Genomic DNA, 14,754 nt, shown 5'->3' with positions numbered 1-14,754 from the left:
GTTTGTATTTAAAACATGTAAAATGGGATGAATTAAGAGGTAAATTTTCAAACGAACAGCTCGATGAAATATGTATAAAGGCTATAAGAAAATCACCAATGGTCTTGCAATATATAGAAAATCAAACTGAAAAGATTTGTATTGAAGCAGTAAAAGAAAATGGATATGCTCTTCAATATGTCAAAGAACAAACTCAAAAAATATGTTTAGAAGCAGTAAAACAATATGGATTAGCTTTAAAGTATGTAAAAGAACAGACACCAGAAATATGTATGCAGGCAGTAAGAAATAAAGGATTTGCTTTACAATATGTAGAAAATCAAACAGATGAAATATGCATGGAAGCAGTAAAAGAAGATGGATCAGCTTTGGAGTATGTAAATAATCAAACAGATGAAATATGTAGAGAAGCAGTAAAAGAAGATGGCGGAGCACTTAAGTATGTAAAGAAGCAGTTTGATGAAATATGTAGAGAAGCTCTAAAACAAAATAAATATGCGATTAAATATGTAAAAGAGAAAGATAAATATTTAGAAGAATTCGATATTAAATATTTAGAAGAACAAGATGGAGCAAGTGAAGTAATAGCTATAAAAGAAAATGGAGAGTGGCTATTTACAGTAGGTTGCCAAGAAGATATTACTAAGGAGGAATTTATTTATAGAATTTATAATACAGATGGAGGGTTTGATCCAGAGAAAGGAATAAATGTTCATAGACAAATATATCTTGATTTTTTAGAACAATTTAAATAAGCCATTTCTAAAATTAATTATAATCTAATATGTAGTTGGCATACTTACAAATTTATGTTAATATCTAAAAAAAGAGTGATAGACATGAGTTATGTTGAGAAATTACTGATTAATTGTAAATACTCACAAACAAATCTATTTTAATTTCTTAAAGGTATTTAAATGATATAAAAGAGTTATCTAATATCCCAGATAACTCTTTTTGTTACACATAGCTTTAAGGTTCAATAGAGAGTTGAAAAAGTATCTTAATATAAATTATTGTGTTCAAATACACATAGTGCTAAGGTTTAATTTATATTATCTTCTTGAATACAGAATATTAACATAGATTGCGAATATACTATAACCCTAAGGAAATAAAAAGGGTTAATTCTATCTAAAATTAATAAAATTTTCAATATATTTATAAACATTTTTTATAGATGTGTCATCTTAACCACTCCAGTTCATTTATTTCTAAATCTAATTTATTTAATAATAATTCTCCAGCATTATCTCTACTTAACATAATCATTTTTTATTAAATTTAAAGGTATTCCTTCATCATTATAACTTTCTTCTTTTAATGTGATTATATCTACAACAAAGGTTTCATCATTGTCTATAAACTTAACTTCAACAAGATTAAATAATTCAAATACATCAATAATAATAACTATTTTTTCTCCTAAATAAATAGGTAAATTAGTTTCTACCAGATATTTAAGTTTAGAAAGATTCATATATATCTCCTTTTACAAGTTTTATTATTCTACTATATTAAATATATCATTAAATAAATTTAATAGCAATATTTTATATAGTCAACAAAAATGGTATAATTATTGTAATTTAAAATAGCGTATTAATGTTATTTATATGAAATAAAATTAAAAAGGGAGAGGTGAATGGAAAAAATAGATATGAATCAAGTAAAAGAAAATCAATGGCTCTTACTATTGGGGAAAAAACAAAATCATAGCAGGCGTTTTAAGTCTGTAGAGGAACTTTGTCTAATAGCAGTAAAAGAAAATGGAATGATACTTACACATATAAAAAATCAAACAGAAGAGATATGCCTTGAAAGCAGTAACACAAAATGGTTTAGCTCTTAAATATGTAGAAGAACAAACAGAAGAGATATGCCTTAAAGCCCTAAAACAAAATAAACATGCAATTAGATATATAAAAGATAAGGATAAATATCTAAAGGAGTTTGATATTAAATATTTAGAGGGGCAAGGTAAAATAAGAGAAGTAATAGCAATAAAAGAAAATGATAAGTGGATATTTACAATAGGGTGTCAGATAAACATTACAAAGAAACTTTTATTTACAGGATTTATAATGAAGGTGGAGGATTTGACTCAGAGAAAGGGATAAATGTTCATAGGCAGTCTTATCTTGATTTTTTAAATGGCTTATAAAATTATACATTATTTAAATTTAATATATTAAAAATAATAGAAAAAAGGGAGAGTGTAATATAAGATTATGTATTGTAATATACCTATTCAAATTTTAACTACTATAGCACTATTAGGGCTATCAAATTATATGATTAATAGTATTATAGATGATAATTTAAATGAAATCGAGGAAAATGAGCTAAGATATAAATTAGATTATAGATTAGAAGATAATGTTATTAATGAGATAGAATCTAATAATGTTGTTAATATGGGAAAGTTAGCTAAAGTAAAATTCTCTAAAATTAGTGTTCATTCTTCTTATGATACTTTAGGGGGATTTAAAAGAAATATTAGCTCTTTTAATTCTGGAGCACCAAAAAATAAATTTAGTTATATACTTTTTTTAGATGAAAATGAGAAAGTGGTTAAAACTATGATATTAAATGAAAAATATGATATTTCACTAAATAGAAGTCATAAAGAATACCTAAGTAAAAATGCTACTTTTAAATTTAACAAAGTGGATAAAGAGGGCAAAGTAACTTATAGGTTAAAGAAATAAATATCAATAGAAAAATTTATCTTAATCTTTTCAGGTCAGTTTTAAATATAAATAAAATATTATAAAAAATAATTTTGGAGATGAGAATATAAATGAATATAGTAGATTTAGATAGGATAAAAAAATATCCATGGGATTTGAAATTTGCACAAACACAAACATATGAGATGTGTATAGAAGCCATAAAAATAGATGGATTGTTACTCAAAGAGGTAAGATTCGATGAACTTAATTTAACTAAAGAACAAATTTATAATTTATATCTAATAGCAGTAAGACGAAGTGGATGTGCTCTTGAATATATAAAGTGGAGCGAATTAGAAGGCGAATTCTTAAAAGAACGTACTCAAGAGATTTGCTTTGAAGCTGTAAAAGAGAATGGGTTAGCTCTTGAGTATGTGACAGAGCAGACAGAAGAAATATGCTTAGAAGCAGTAAGACAAAATGGATTAGCTTTAGAATATGTAAAAGAACAGACTCCTGGAATATGTCTTGAGGCTATTAAAGAAGATATAATGGCACTTCAATATGTAAAAAATCAGACAGATGCAATTCTTAGGGAAGTGTTAAAACAAAATAAACATAAAAATGATTATCTTGTAGAGTTAGATAGACTTGCTCTTCAATATATAAAAGAGCAAATCGAATCAAGGAAAAAATAGACTCCAGAAAGGTGTAAAGAAGCTTTAAAGCAAGATAGACATTTAATTAAGTATATAAAAGACAAGGATAGATATTTAGAAGAATTCAATATTAAATATCTAAAAGAGCAGAGAGAAGCTAAAGAAGTAATAGCAATAGAAGAGGATGGAGAATGGTTATTTTCTATAGGTTGCCAAACAGATATTGATAAAGAAACTTTTATTTATAGAATCTATAATGAAGGTGGAGGGTTTGACGCAGAGAAAGGTATTAATCTCCATAGACAAATATATCTTATTTTTTTAAAAGATTTTTATTAAATAGAAATTATTTTAATAAATTTATATTTATTTAAATAAATATAAATTTATTAAAATAATTTTAAATAATTATAAATATTTCAATATAATTTATTTTTATAAATTATAAATAATAATAATGAAAAAAGCTATCGAAATTGATAGCTTTTTTATATAGATTTAATTTTAGTTATAATATAATGCCAACCATTTTATAATGTTATATTAAATAATAAATAGGAGACAAAAAAATGAATAAAGACAAAAGAATTTTAAATAATATAAAAACACATCTATCGAATTTCAAACTGGATAGAAATCAAAGGTATGAAGATTACTTAGAAATAGTAAAACAAGATGGTATGAAAATTAAACATTTAAGTATGCTATTATCAAAAGATCAAGTTAATAAAATTTACATAGAAGCAGTAAAACAAAATGGGATGGCTTTGGAGTACATAAAAAATCAAACAGAAGAGATTTGCATAGAAGCAGTAAGACAAGATGGTGAAGCTTTAGAATATGTAAAGAATCAAACAGAAGAAATTTGTATAAACGCAATAAGAATGAATGGGTTTTTAAATATATAAAAGAAAAAACAGAAAAAATTTGTATAGAACTAATAATAAAAGATCCATATAAATTAATGTATATAGAAAATCAAACTGAAGGCATATGTTTATGGGCAATCTTGATTAGACCAGATACCTTTAAATATGTTAGGACTCAAACAGAAAGATTATGTCTAATAGCATTAATGCGAGATATTAGCTTATTAGAATATGTAAAAAAACAAACAGATGAGATATGTAGATATGCATTAAAGAAGAATAAACGTTCAATTATATACATAAAAGATAAGGAAAAGTACTTAGAAGAATTTGATATTAAATATTTTAAAAAACAAGGTAAAGCAAGAGAAGTAATAGCAATAAAAGAAAATGAAGAATGGTTATTTACAGTAGGTTGCCAATATAAAATTACTAAAGAGACTTTTATTGATAGAATCTATAATGAAGGTGGAGGGTTTGATTTAGAGAAAGGGATAAATGTTCATAGACAGACTTATCTCAACTCTTTAATAAATAAAAAAGCTATCTAAACTAATTGATAGCTTTTTTAAATGAATTAACTATAAATTGTCATAAATAATTTTTAACTTTTTCTATTTAGATGCTGTTTATTTTTGTCCCCATCATTAAGTACAAAAATATCTTTTTCTTCATAATTACAATGAGGGCATTTAATATGGTCCTCAAATATAAGCAATTCAATTATTTTTTCTCCACAATGTGGACATATCATGTTTAACACTCCTTTATACATATTGTATTAGTTATTATACTGTTTATAATAATTATTTTGTTTATTATTTTATTTCATCATATTGAACTACTCCACCTTAACTACCTTTGGTAATATTTGAAGGTGGAGATTCCTATTCGATAGTACTTTTGCACTAAGCATTCGTAGGCTCTAAGGGCTGTTCCATCCCCACTAATCTTAATCCTTCTTTTAGTATATTTATGCTGGCATTTATATCCCTGTCATGTTGTGTATTACAGTCTGGGCAAATCCATTTTCTAAGTGCTAAGTTTTTTACATCCTTATTTCTAAGACCACATATACTACATACGTTGAGGATGGAGTATTTCATCATAATAAATTAAATTAGGACTATCACATTCCTCAGACCTTATATATCCAAGAAAAGAATGCCCAGTATCATCAATGTATGGCTTTATCCAATTTAGGAATTTTGTAATTTCATTATCATAATTTTTCAAATTACTTCTTACTGTTAAAAAATAACTTTCAGTTATATTGTTAAATTTAAATATAGAATTAGTAATCCCATTAAAATAATAACTATCACTAAGAAAAAGCATTCTCCATCTGTAACAATTGAAGAAATCATGTTCTGGTAATTCTAAGATGTCATTTTCTATATCAAGCATATATTCTAATATTTTAATTACATTTTGAGGTGTATCTTTTTTTAATTCTATTGCAAAAACAAATTCTGTATAGTATCCCATATGATTTTTCTACTTGATTATGTCTCAAGTAAATACTCCTTATCATTTATTTTCAATCTTTATATATTTTAGAAAAATATTTAGTGATAATTTGATTATATCACTAAATAAATCAACTAACAATATTTTATATAAACAATAAAATATAAAAAGTATATGAACTTCGTATTATATAAAATTAAATTTTTAGTATTAAACTTAGAAAAAATATAAATATTCATAAACAGGTATACTTTGGTCTCTTTTCAACTCTTTAATAAGTAAAAATATATCAATTAGTTTAAATAGCTTTTTATTTATATTTAAAATTTCTATCATTTTTTTGTTTAACTTCAATCGAAAAATATAAATTAGGCACTATAACTTTAAATGAATATTTAAGTATTATAATTAGCATATTTATATATTTTTTAAGTATTAATATTTTAATATAACTATAAAAAATAATAATACATTTTATATAGTCAATAAATATGCTATAATAATTATAAAAAATAGACTATTTATAATTATTATATTGAAAATGTGGTTAAAAAGAGGCTTATGGAGTATAAAAAAAGTAATGAGTTATGAGCTAAACTTTTAGAAAACTTAAGAACAGAACCCTCCTCAATTTATTGATGAGATGAATGTTCTTGTTTTTATACTACTATAATGAATTGATGTTATTTTATTATATTTTAAATATTAATAGAAAGGAGAAAATGATTTTGCTTTTAACGAAAAAGATTATTTATAACCCAACTGAATTAGAACTTAATGTATTGAATTCTTTGGCTTTTTCATCTGCAAGGCTATGGAATATTGCTAACTATGAAAAGAAAAACTATAAAAAATTAGGGTTTTCAGAATTTCCCAATTGGTATGAGCAAAAGAAAAGACTTAAAGATGAGTTTTGGTTTAAAAATTTACCATCTCAAACAGCACAAGACATATTAGATAAATTGCAAAAATCATGGAAAAGTTTCTTTGAATTAAATAATTCAAAAGGGATTAAAAATCCTAATCCACCAAGATTTAAAAATAAAAAAGATTTATTTAATTTTACTTATCTTAATAATGGATTCGAAATAATAGATGATAATACTATTAATTTTACAATTTCTAAACAACAAAAAGATTATCTTAATGATAGATTTGCTTTCAATTCCAAATATTTAACTTTGAAAATAAATAACTTTTCAAAGGTTGAAGGTAAAATAAAAACAATAGAATTTAAACCTCTTAAAAATAAGAAATATCAGATTAATGTTGTTTATGATATGGAAAATATCGAATTAAAAAAAGAGAATGGAAAATACTTATCTATTGATATTGGCATTTCTAATTTATTTACTTGCTACGATAATGAAGGAGTTTCTTTTATAGTAAGTGGTTCTAAATACTTAGAAATAAGTCATTATTTTAACAAGAAAATAAGCCACTTACAAAGTATATCAAACTCACAACAAGTAGCAAGTGGTATAAAATATTCTAAATCAACTAAACAAATAGATAGGTTATATAAGAAAAAGCAACTACAATTAAATCATTATTTCCATAGTGCAACTAAAGAAATAGTTAAATATTGCATTATTAATAATATAAATAAAGTTGTAATAGGAGATATAAAAAACATAAGAGAAAAAGCAGACTTAGGAAAAATAAATAATCAAAAGCTCCATTCATTACCTTATGATAAAATATATAATTTGCTCTCTTATAAGTTAAGGAAAGAAGGTATAGAACTAATTAAAATAAAAGAAAGTTATACTTCTCAAGTAAGCCCTTTCGCACCAAAAGTAAGTAAAAAGTATGCAACAAAGAATAAAAGAAAGAAAAGGGGCTTATATATAGACAATCTAACATTATTTAATGCAGACAGCGTAGGAGCATTTAATATATTAAGATTATATGAACAAAAATCTAAAAAAGGAATAAAGATGCTATTTAAAGGATTAAGCAGTCCAAAGAAGATATATGTAGCTGTGTAACTCTGTAGGAGTAGCAGTATAGGGTATGGACTTCCCATATAGGTAGTATATAAGAGCAATGTATAGCTTATATATGACTATAAAAAGAAGCTCCTTATTGAAATAAGGAGTAGTTCACATGGAGATAATCAGCCAGTTAAAATTATAGCTTTGAGTAAAAAATATGACATTTTGAAAGATAGAAGTCATAAAGAATACTCAAATAAAAATAATGAAGAAATTTATATGCTGGAAGACTAAAAGGAATACGTTTTTTGATTGATTTTAAAAAAAAGAGAGGAACAAACTATGAAGACTAAAAATTTAAAGTGCAGTAAAGATGATGTTATTACTGTTTTAATTTGTATGGTAATAGGTGGATTATTTATTTATTTAGTATATCATATAATAGAACATTTTGACATGAAATATGAGGAAAATGAGAGGATATATAAATTAGATTATAGGTTAGAAGATGAAGTAGTTAAGGAGATAGAAGCTAATAAGGCTGTTGATTTAGAGAAATTAGCTAAAATAAAATTCTCTAAGATTGCTGTTTATCCATCATATAGTAGTATAAAAGATTTTAAATCTACTATTAAAGACTATAATCACACTATTCCAAAGGATTATTTTAATTATATAGTTTTTTTAGATGAAAAAGAAGAGCTTGTTAAAGTTATGGTTTTGGATAAAACATATGATATATTAGGAAATAAAAGTTACAAAGAATATTTAACTAAAAATACTACTTTTAAATTTAATAAGGTAAATAAAAATAATGATACAGTTTATACTCTGTACCAATAAGGAGGAATAATATGAATTTAGATGATAATAATTGTGAAAAACCAAAATCAAATTGTAATTCTGAAGAAGACAATAAAAAAGGAAATATAATTGCATCAGCAGTGTTTTTTATTATTTTTATGGTGTCGACTCTTCCTATGGCTATTCTTTTTGACAATGCAGATGAAAAAAAATTAGCAATTAAAGAGGCCCATACATTAGATTATAAATTAGAACAGACTATTTCAAACAGCATAGAAGCTAATAATAGCGTTAATTTAGCTAATGTAGTAAATATAGATTTTAATAAGGTTTGTATTTACTATTCATTTTCTATATTTGAATCAAAATCATCTTATGTTCCACCTTTCGCAAAATGTGCGGAAGAATTTAATGAAGAAATACCTAAAATTAATTTTAGGTATATTGTTTTTTTAGATGAAGATGGAGATGCTGTTAAGTCTCTTGTTTTAAACAAAAAGTATGATATTTTGGGTAATAGAAGTTATATGGAATATTCAAAGAAAGATACTTTATTTAGGTTTAAAAAGGTAAAAGGAGAAAATGAATACCACTATGAATTGAGTTAACTCACTATGTCTAATATAATAAAAAACTATCTATTAAAATAGATAGTTTTTTTATTATATACATGTATTAAAGAATTAATTAAAATAACCCCCATACTCCTTTGTCAATTCTGTAAAAGATTTTATTCTCTTGAAGTGTTTGTCTAATTTTTTCTTTCCAGTTTTTATTTGAGTTACATTTTTTATGTCCTTCTATTTTAGAGTATATTTCATTTAGACAAGCTTTTTTATTTAAACTTTCTAAAACATTTGCAACTAAATCTTTCCAAGTTATTTTTAGGCTATCCCTTATATCAAAAACATCTGTTTTAGTTATGCTAAAAGGGACTATAAGAGGATTATCTTTTCTTAATATCAAGACATATTCATGAGCTATCTTTATAAAATTATTGTTTGAATATATTTTATTATCACTTGTACAATTATTTTGTTTCTTTATAATAATTTGCTCTATAGTACCAAGTTTAGTCATATCTAATAGCATGGAATAAAGCTTCTTATTCTTTTTAACATCTGCCATTAAAATAGCTATTCTACCCCCTTTATCAAGAGTGTTAAATTGCTTTGTTAAACAAAAATTTAATTTCCTTATAAATTCATAGTAATCTTTTATATGAGATAAATCATTTTTTAGTATTTCATTTCCATACACATTTCCTGAAAATTTTATTATGTTCCAATATGGGGGATGCCAAAAAATAAATTCATTTCTTTCTTTAATGTCATCGTCAATTAAATCAAATCCAGTGTTCAAATCATAGCAATTTGATGATATGTTTAAATAATTTGCTACATCTTTTGTTGTAAAAGAACCAGCCATATAATCACTAATTTTGTCAAATTTATATATTTTGTTTAAGTCTAAGATAATTTTCCCACTTGTGTTCCCCCTGTAATTGTTCTTGCCAAAATCACCTCTATTTTTATAATTCACAATACTGTCCATTTTTAATAGCTCCTTTTTTAATGTTTATCTTTTTAAACTAACCAACCCGAAGACTTAAAAGTTGTACAAATCTCACCTTAAAAAATGAGTAGATATAGTTTTAATAACTATATCTTTCCTATAATTAATTATATCACTATATAAATCATATCTCAATATTTTATATAAGCAATAAAACACATAATATAATTATTAATTTATAAAAATAAACTTTGTTTTTAGTGTATAAATATACTTTATTATGTTTGATGACATTAAATATTTAAATGGATTAAAACAGATAAAAAGTAAATATAAATTTATATTTAGCAATATTGAATATGAAGAAGCTAAAGAAGAAATTAGAGATGTAATTGCTATTAAAGAAAATGGTAAATGGTTATTTACTCTTTGTAATTCCTTTTTCTTAGATGAGATGTGGGAAGATATGAGTAAAGGCGTATTTCTTAACAAAATATACACTGAAGATCGTGGATATAATGCAGTTCACAGAGTAAACTTATATAGACAAGTCTATATTGATTTTTTAGAACAATTTGAATAATATAAAAAGAGCTATCTTTCGATTTAGATAGCTCTTTTTATACTACATTTTATATAAGTAACAATATTTTTATTTCATAATAAAAATATCATGATAATGGTTTTTCAACAAATTCTCCAAATTATTTAAATTCATATAATTAATAAATATCATCATTATTAAATTATTAAACAAAAATATAATATAAAAATACATGTTTTATAATTATAAACTTTAAAAAGGAGAATGTTGATATGACTCAAAAAGATAAGGATTTATTAAGAGTAAAGATAAATGGTCTTTATTTAAGAAATATTATAAAACAGGACCATGAAATATGTGTTGAAGCTGTAAAAGAAAATGGATTAGCCTTACTCTGGGTAGAACAACAAACAGAAGAATTATGTTTAATAGCAGTAAAACAAAAAGGTGGAGCTCTTGAATATGTAAAAGAGCAAACAGTAGAAATGTGTATGATAGCAGTAAAACAAGATGGTAAAGCTCTTAGATATGTAAATTGTGACGAACTTTCAAAAGAACAGATGTCAGAACTTTGTTTAATAGCAGTAAGACAAAATGGGAATGCACTAAAATATGTAGATAATCAAACTAAAGAAATATGTTTAGAAGCAATTATCCAGAATATAAATGCTTTTAGTTTTATTAGATGGAAGGATTTAAAAGTTTCATCTAATGATTTAATAGGAATGCTTATTAAATTAACTTTTAAGTAGGGAAGTCCGATAGTTTTGAAAATATTAAAATATATTGAAGGCTAATAAATTTGATGATATAATGAAATTACCATATATGTAATATAAAATAATTATAATTTTAAAACTGAATAAGTTTGAAAGACGAAATCACTCTTGTCAGAGTGATTTTTGTTTTTAATTAATAAAGCTCAATATTATTTACATTAATTAAATTGATTAATAAATTAAGTATTTTTATTTGTATAAAATATAATTTACAATAAATATTTAATATAAACAATATAAATGTTATTATATTATTAATATTAAAGCTGGATAGGAGAATTATATGAAAAATAAAAATATAATATTAGATAAATTAAAGAATAAATTATCAAAAGAAGAATTTAGTGAATTATGCTTAGAATTAGTAATGCAAGACGAAAAGACTTTAAATGAGATTAAATCAAACTTAACAAAAGAACAAATTAATGAAATATATCTTAATGCGGTGAGGTCTGACCGTTTAGCATTACAATTTATAAAAGAAAAAACACCTAAAATATGTTTAGAAGCTGTAAGACAAGATGGTTTAGCAATTAGATGTATAAAATTGGATGAGTTAAAGAGAAAATTTTCAAAAGAGCAAATAGAATCAATATGTTTAGAGGCAGTTAAAGAGAATGGAGATTCTCTTATGTATATAGTAGAGCAAACAGAAGAAATGTGTTTAATGGCAGTAAGACAAAATGGTATGGCTTTAAAGCATGTAAAAAATCAAACAGATAAGATATGTCTTGAGGCGGTAAAACAGGCTGGATTAGCTTTATGGTATGTAGAAGAACAAACTTATAATATATGTATAGAGGCAATAAGAAATGATGAACATGCTTTAGTATTTGTAAAAGATTACCAAATTGACAAAATACGTTTAGAAGCAATTAAAAATCCATATGTATATAGGCTTGTGAAGTGATGTAAATTAAATAGTAAGCTCTTAGTGTAACTAATTAAAAACTACCTTAATAGAGATATTTAATCCTTTTTTAAGGTAGTTTTAATAAAGAAGTCCTCTAAATTAATCGATAGCTTTTAGTTCATTAAATTTAGTTGAAAAATTTTATTCAAAAGAAAAAACAATTTCATTCTCTTTGAGCTGTGTTTTTCTTATCTTATTAAAAAAATCATATAAATTTCGAACCTCTTCTAAAGTGCCAATACATCTTAATATTTCCTTACAATCGTCAAAAAAATCTTTTTCTATCTTTTTAAATTCATTGTTCCTAATTTTAATTTCTTCTTTTTCTAAATTATCATCACTGAAAAAGTCCACAAAATTTTGTAAAAAATTAAACTCCATCTGCCCTATTTTATTAGATTTAATAACCTTATTACCTATCTTAGCAAAAATTAAATAATTAAAATTCATTAAAAACACCTTCCTATTTAAAATATTTTCTTTAAAATAAACATTTAAAAGCTAATATAATATAGTAAATTTCTTTAATCTTTATAATTTTTAATTATGATATTAGTTAATAATATATTAATTTTCTAAAGGTATTAAAAAAGATAGTGCATCCATGTTAAAATAACCTTAGATGCTAAAAGGGGAGATGCAAAGTGAAGCAATTAAAACTTGATTTAGAAAGAATAAAAAAAGAGCCTTGTTGTCTAAAAAATATAAAACAAAACTATGAACTGTGCTTAGAAATGATAGGAGAATGTGGAGATGCTTTACCTTTTGTTAAATGGGATGAATTAAACCTTACTAAAAAGCAAGAATATAATATATTTGTTAAGGCAGTAAAAGAAAATGGATTAGCTATTAGGTATATAAAAGAACAAACCCCAGAACTATGCTTAATAGCATTAAAGCAAAATAATAAGGCATTGAAATATATAGAAAATCAAACAGATGAGATATGCTTAAGAGCAGTAAGAAAAGATGCAAGATCTTTAGAGTATATAAAAAAACATAATTATAAATTATGTTTAGAGGCTGTAACTAAATGGGGAGTATCATTAAAATATATAAAGTGGGATGATATGAGTATAACTGATAAACAGAAATACAACTTATATATTAAAGCAGTTAAACAAGAAGGCTTAGCTTTATTGTGGATAGAGGAGCAAACAGAAGAACTATGTATTGAAGCAGTTAAGCAAAGAGGGCTATTATTATCGAGTGTAAAAGAGCAAACAGAAAAAGTATGTTTAGAGGCAGTAAAAGAGAATGGTTTAGCTCTTGAGTATGTAAAGGAACAAACTCCAGAGATATGCCTTGAAGCAGTAAAAGAGAATGGACTGGCCTTAAGGTTTGTAAAAAATCAACTCGATGAAATGTGTAAAGAAGCAGTGATGGAGAACGGATTAGCTTTATTATGGGTTAATAATCCAACGGAAGAACTCTCTTTGATTGCATTAAAACAAAGAGTTGGTAAGTAATGTGTTTAAAATAAAAGAAAGCTATTTAAATTAAATAGCTTTCTTTTATTACATATAATATTAAATAAATACCCTAAAAAGATTATTGTAGCATTTCCAGCAACATTTCAGCTATTATATCAACATCTGTGTCTAAAGGATATTCATTATACCCATTTTTATCCCAAAATTCTAATTTGACATAACTCAAATTCCTTTCTGTTATAAATTTTTTTGTTTTATTTATCACTTCTACTTTTTCTTTATCTTCCTCATAGTGGCAAGAATTACATCTTACATGATTTAAAAATAATTCAGAAACTGCCATTTCTTTATTACAAATAGGACATCTCATATTATCACTCCCTAATTAAAAATATTTTTTAAATAAACTAAAATATAATATAATATATTGTGTTTCTTAAATATTTATCATTTTACAGATAATGTTTTTAATTAAAGTATAATTTAAAGATACTAAACAAACTATTATGAATAGGGATAAACTCTTTAAGTTAGTAATTAAAGAGTTTATAATATGTCCAGATGAAAAGAAAACTTTCAATAAAATATAAGAAGGAGGAGCTACTCGTCAAAATATTAAAAAGTAAGTAGTTAAAGTATAAGAATTGACCATATTTTGAGTAGCAGAATACATATGTCACAATACGAAGTTGATTTAAAAAAAGTAAAAGAAAATGGATTGTATTTAAAAGAGGTTGAAAATCAAACAGAAGAAATATGTTTAGAAGCAGTAAGACAAAATGGAGTATACTTATACTTTGTAAAAGAGCAAAGTATAAAAATTTGCACAGAAGCCTTGATATCAAATGCAAGTGCTATTTATTTTATAGATAATGAAAAAATAGATAATTATATAGAAAAATTCAAAGTAAGAGAATTAAAGGCTACAGACAGGAGTAAAGGGGTAATAGCTATAAAAGAAAATGAAGAGTGGCTATTTTCTATAGAATGTAAAAAGAATATCTCAAGAGATGAATTTATGAAGATGATTTACAAGATGGATAAATATAATAAACAAATATATATTGATTTTGTAGAAAAACTTTCAATTTAAAAGGTTTTAAGTTTATATAAAAAGAATTAAATAAATAAGGATATATTTAATTAAAAAATTTAA

18 protein-coding genes and 3 pseudogenes are annotated in these 14,754 nt (G+C 24.2%); 14 read left to right on the top strand and 7 right to left on the bottom strand.

Annotation, left to right across the window (positions count from 1 at the left end; genetic code table 11):
- The first annotated feature begins 2 nt into the window (after positions 1–2).
- The gene (locus IC214_RS00450; protein WP_227845338.1) at positions 3–755 is read left to right on the top strand and encodes a DUF4116 domain-containing protein; all 753 of its coding nucleotides are present in this window, start codon (positions 3–5) and stop codon (positions 753–755) included.
- A 500-nt stretch (positions 756–1,255) separates the two neighbouring features.
- Here the strand turns inward: IC214_RS00450 and IC214_RS00445 are convergent, their stop codons facing one another.
- Positions 1,256–1,480 (bottom strand): hypothetical protein, encoded by a 225-nt coding sequence (locus IC214_RS00445; RefSeq protein WP_227825261.1) that lies wholly within the window; start codon positions 1,478–1,480, stop codon positions 1,256–1,258.
- A 168-nt stretch (positions 1,481–1,648) separates the two neighbouring features.
- On the opposite strand from IC214_RS00445, the pseudogene IC214_RS00440 reads away from it, so the two are divergent.
- From IC214_RS00440 to IC214_RS00420, 5 genes and pseudogenes are all read left to right on the top strand, one after another.
- Positions 1,649–2,164 (top strand): annotated as a pseudogene (locus IC214_RS00440) (DUF4116 domain-containing protein); the annotation flags it as partial.
- 130 nt (positions 2,165–2,294) lie between these two features.
- Positions 2,295–2,711 (top strand): hypothetical protein, encoded by a 417-nt coding sequence (locus IC214_RS00435; RefSeq protein ID WP_227866128.1) that lies wholly within the window; start codon positions 2,295–2,297, stop codon positions 2,709–2,711.
- A gap of 92 nt (positions 2,712–2,803) precedes the next feature.
- Positions 2,804–3,673 (top strand): annotated as a pseudogene (locus IC214_RS00430) (DUF4116 domain-containing protein).
- A gap of 230 nt (positions 3,674–3,903) precedes the next feature.
- The gene (locus IC214_RS00425; RefSeq protein ID WP_227825259.1) at positions 3,904–4,242 is read left to right on the top strand and encodes a DUF4116 domain-containing protein; all 339 of its coding nucleotides are present in this window, start codon (positions 3,904–3,906) and stop codon (positions 4,240–4,242) included.
- Positions 4,200–4,754 carry a hypothetical protein gene (locus IC214_RS00420; RefSeq protein ID WP_227825258.1) on the top strand — a complete coding sequence of 185 codons (555 nt, stop codon included), beginning with the start codon at positions 4,200–4,202 and terminating at the stop codon, positions 4,752–4,754. Before IC214_RS00425 ends, IC214_RS00420 begins: the two co-directional genes overlap by 43 nt.
- 53 nt (positions 4,755–4,807) lie before the next feature.
- Here IC214_RS00420 and IC214_RS00415 read toward each other — a convergent pair whose 3' ends face one another.
- From IC214_RS00415 to IC214_RS00405, 3 genes and pseudogenes are all read right to left on the bottom strand, one after another.
- Positions 4,808–4,957, bottom strand: a complete 150-nt coding sequence (locus IC214_RS00415; protein WP_227825257.1) for a hypothetical protein — start codon at positions 4,955–4,957, stop codon at positions 4,808–4,810.
- A gap of 154 nt (positions 4,958–5,111) precedes the next feature.
- A pseudogene (locus IC214_RS00410) lies at positions 5,112–5,288 on the bottom strand (zinc ribbon domain-containing protein); the annotation flags it as partial.
- Positions 5,281–5,691 (bottom strand): hypothetical protein, encoded by a 411-nt coding sequence (locus IC214_RS00405; RefSeq protein WP_227825256.1) that lies wholly within the window; start codon positions 5,689–5,691, stop codon positions 5,281–5,283. The pseudogene IC214_RS00410 and the gene IC214_RS00405, both read right to left, overlap by 8 nt.
- A gap of 710 nt (positions 5,692–6,401) precedes the next feature.
- Between IC214_RS00405 and IC214_RS00400 the strand changes: the two genes are divergently transcribed.
- The 3 genes from IC214_RS00400 (at position 6,402) to IC214_RS00390 (ending at position 9,022) form a co-directional block, all read left to right on the top strand.
- Positions 6,402–7,664, top strand: a complete 1,263-nt coding sequence (locus IC214_RS00400) for a transposase (RefSeq protein WP_227825255.1) — start codon at positions 6,402–6,404, stop codon at positions 7,662–7,664.
- Positions 7,665–7,952: 288 nt separating this feature from the next.
- On the top strand, positions 7,953–8,453 hold the full coding sequence (locus IC214_RS00395) for a hypothetical protein (RefSeq protein ID WP_227825254.1): 501 nt from the start codon (positions 7,953–7,955) through the stop codon (positions 8,451–8,453).
- Positions 8,454–8,464: 11 nt separating this feature from the next.
- Positions 8,465–9,022, top strand: a complete 558-nt coding sequence (locus IC214_RS00390) for a hypothetical protein (protein ID WP_227825253.1) — start codon at positions 8,465–8,467, stop codon at positions 9,020–9,022.
- 79 nt (positions 9,023–9,101) lie between these two features.
- Here IC214_RS00390 and IC214_RS00385 read toward each other — a convergent pair whose 3' ends face one another.
- Positions 9,102–9,968: a DNA methyltransferase gene (locus tag IC214_RS00385; protein WP_227825252.1), complete on the bottom strand. Its 867-nt coding sequence runs from the start codon at positions 9,966–9,968 to the stop codon at positions 9,102–9,104.
- 241 nt (positions 9,969–10,209) lie between these two features.
- On the opposite strand from IC214_RS00385, the gene IC214_RS00380 reads away from it, so the two are divergent.
- The 3 genes from IC214_RS00380 to IC214_RS00370 all read left to right on the top strand — a co-directional run bounded on the left by IC214_RS00380 (position 10,210) and on the right by IC214_RS00370 (position 12,162).
- Positions 10,210–10,512 carry a hypothetical protein gene (locus tag IC214_RS00380; RefSeq protein ID WP_227825251.1) on the top strand — a complete coding sequence of 101 codons (303 nt, stop codon included), beginning with the start codon at positions 10,210–10,212 and terminating at the stop codon, positions 10,510–10,512.
- Positions 10,513–10,745: 233 nt separating this feature from the next.
- Positions 10,746–11,225: a DUF4116 domain-containing protein gene (locus tag IC214_RS00375; protein WP_227825250.1), complete on the top strand. Its 480-nt coding sequence runs from the start codon at positions 10,746–10,748 to the stop codon at positions 11,223–11,225.
- Positions 11,226–11,535: 310 nt separating this feature from the next.
- Positions 11,536–12,162, top strand: coding sequence for a DUF4116 domain-containing protein (locus tag IC214_RS00370; RefSeq protein WP_227825249.1), 627 nt, complete (start codon positions 11,536–11,538; stop codon positions 12,160–12,162).
- Between the two features lie 144 nt (positions 12,163–12,306).
- Here IC214_RS00370 and IC214_RS00365 read toward each other — a convergent pair whose 3' ends face one another.
- Entirely contained in the window at positions 12,307–12,615 is a 309-nt protein-coding gene (locus IC214_RS00365; RefSeq protein ID WP_227825248.1) for a hypothetical protein, read from the bottom strand.
- A 194-nt stretch (positions 12,616–12,809) separates the two neighbouring features.
- On the opposite strand from IC214_RS00365, the gene IC214_RS21040 reads away from it, so the two are divergent.
- Positions 12,810–13,634, top strand: coding sequence for a DUF4116 domain-containing protein (locus IC214_RS21040; protein ID WP_227825247.1), 825 nt, complete (start codon positions 12,810–12,812; stop codon positions 13,632–13,634).
- Between the two features lie 82 nt (positions 13,635–13,716).
- On the opposite strand, the gene IC214_RS00355 is transcribed toward IC214_RS21040, so the two are convergent.
- Positions 13,717–13,968, bottom strand: coding sequence for a hypothetical protein (locus IC214_RS00355; RefSeq protein WP_227825246.1), 252 nt, complete (start codon positions 13,966–13,968; stop codon positions 13,717–13,719).
- Positions 13,969–14,271: 303 nt separating this feature from the next.
- Between IC214_RS00355 and IC214_RS00350 the strand changes: the two genes are divergently transcribed.
- On the top strand, positions 14,272–14,691 hold the full coding sequence (locus tag IC214_RS00350) for a hypothetical protein (protein WP_227845339.1): 420 nt from the start codon (positions 14,272–14,274) through the stop codon (positions 14,689–14,691).
- The last annotated feature ends 63 nt before the right edge of the window (positions 14,692–14,754 follow it).

It is taken from the genome of Clostridioides sp. ES-S-0190-01 (assembly GCF_020658275.1).
Lineage (GTDB): Bacteria > Bacillota > Clostridia > Peptostreptococcales > Peptostreptococcaceae > Clostridioides.
This window is presented reverse-complemented; position numbering and strand designations above follow the sequence as displayed.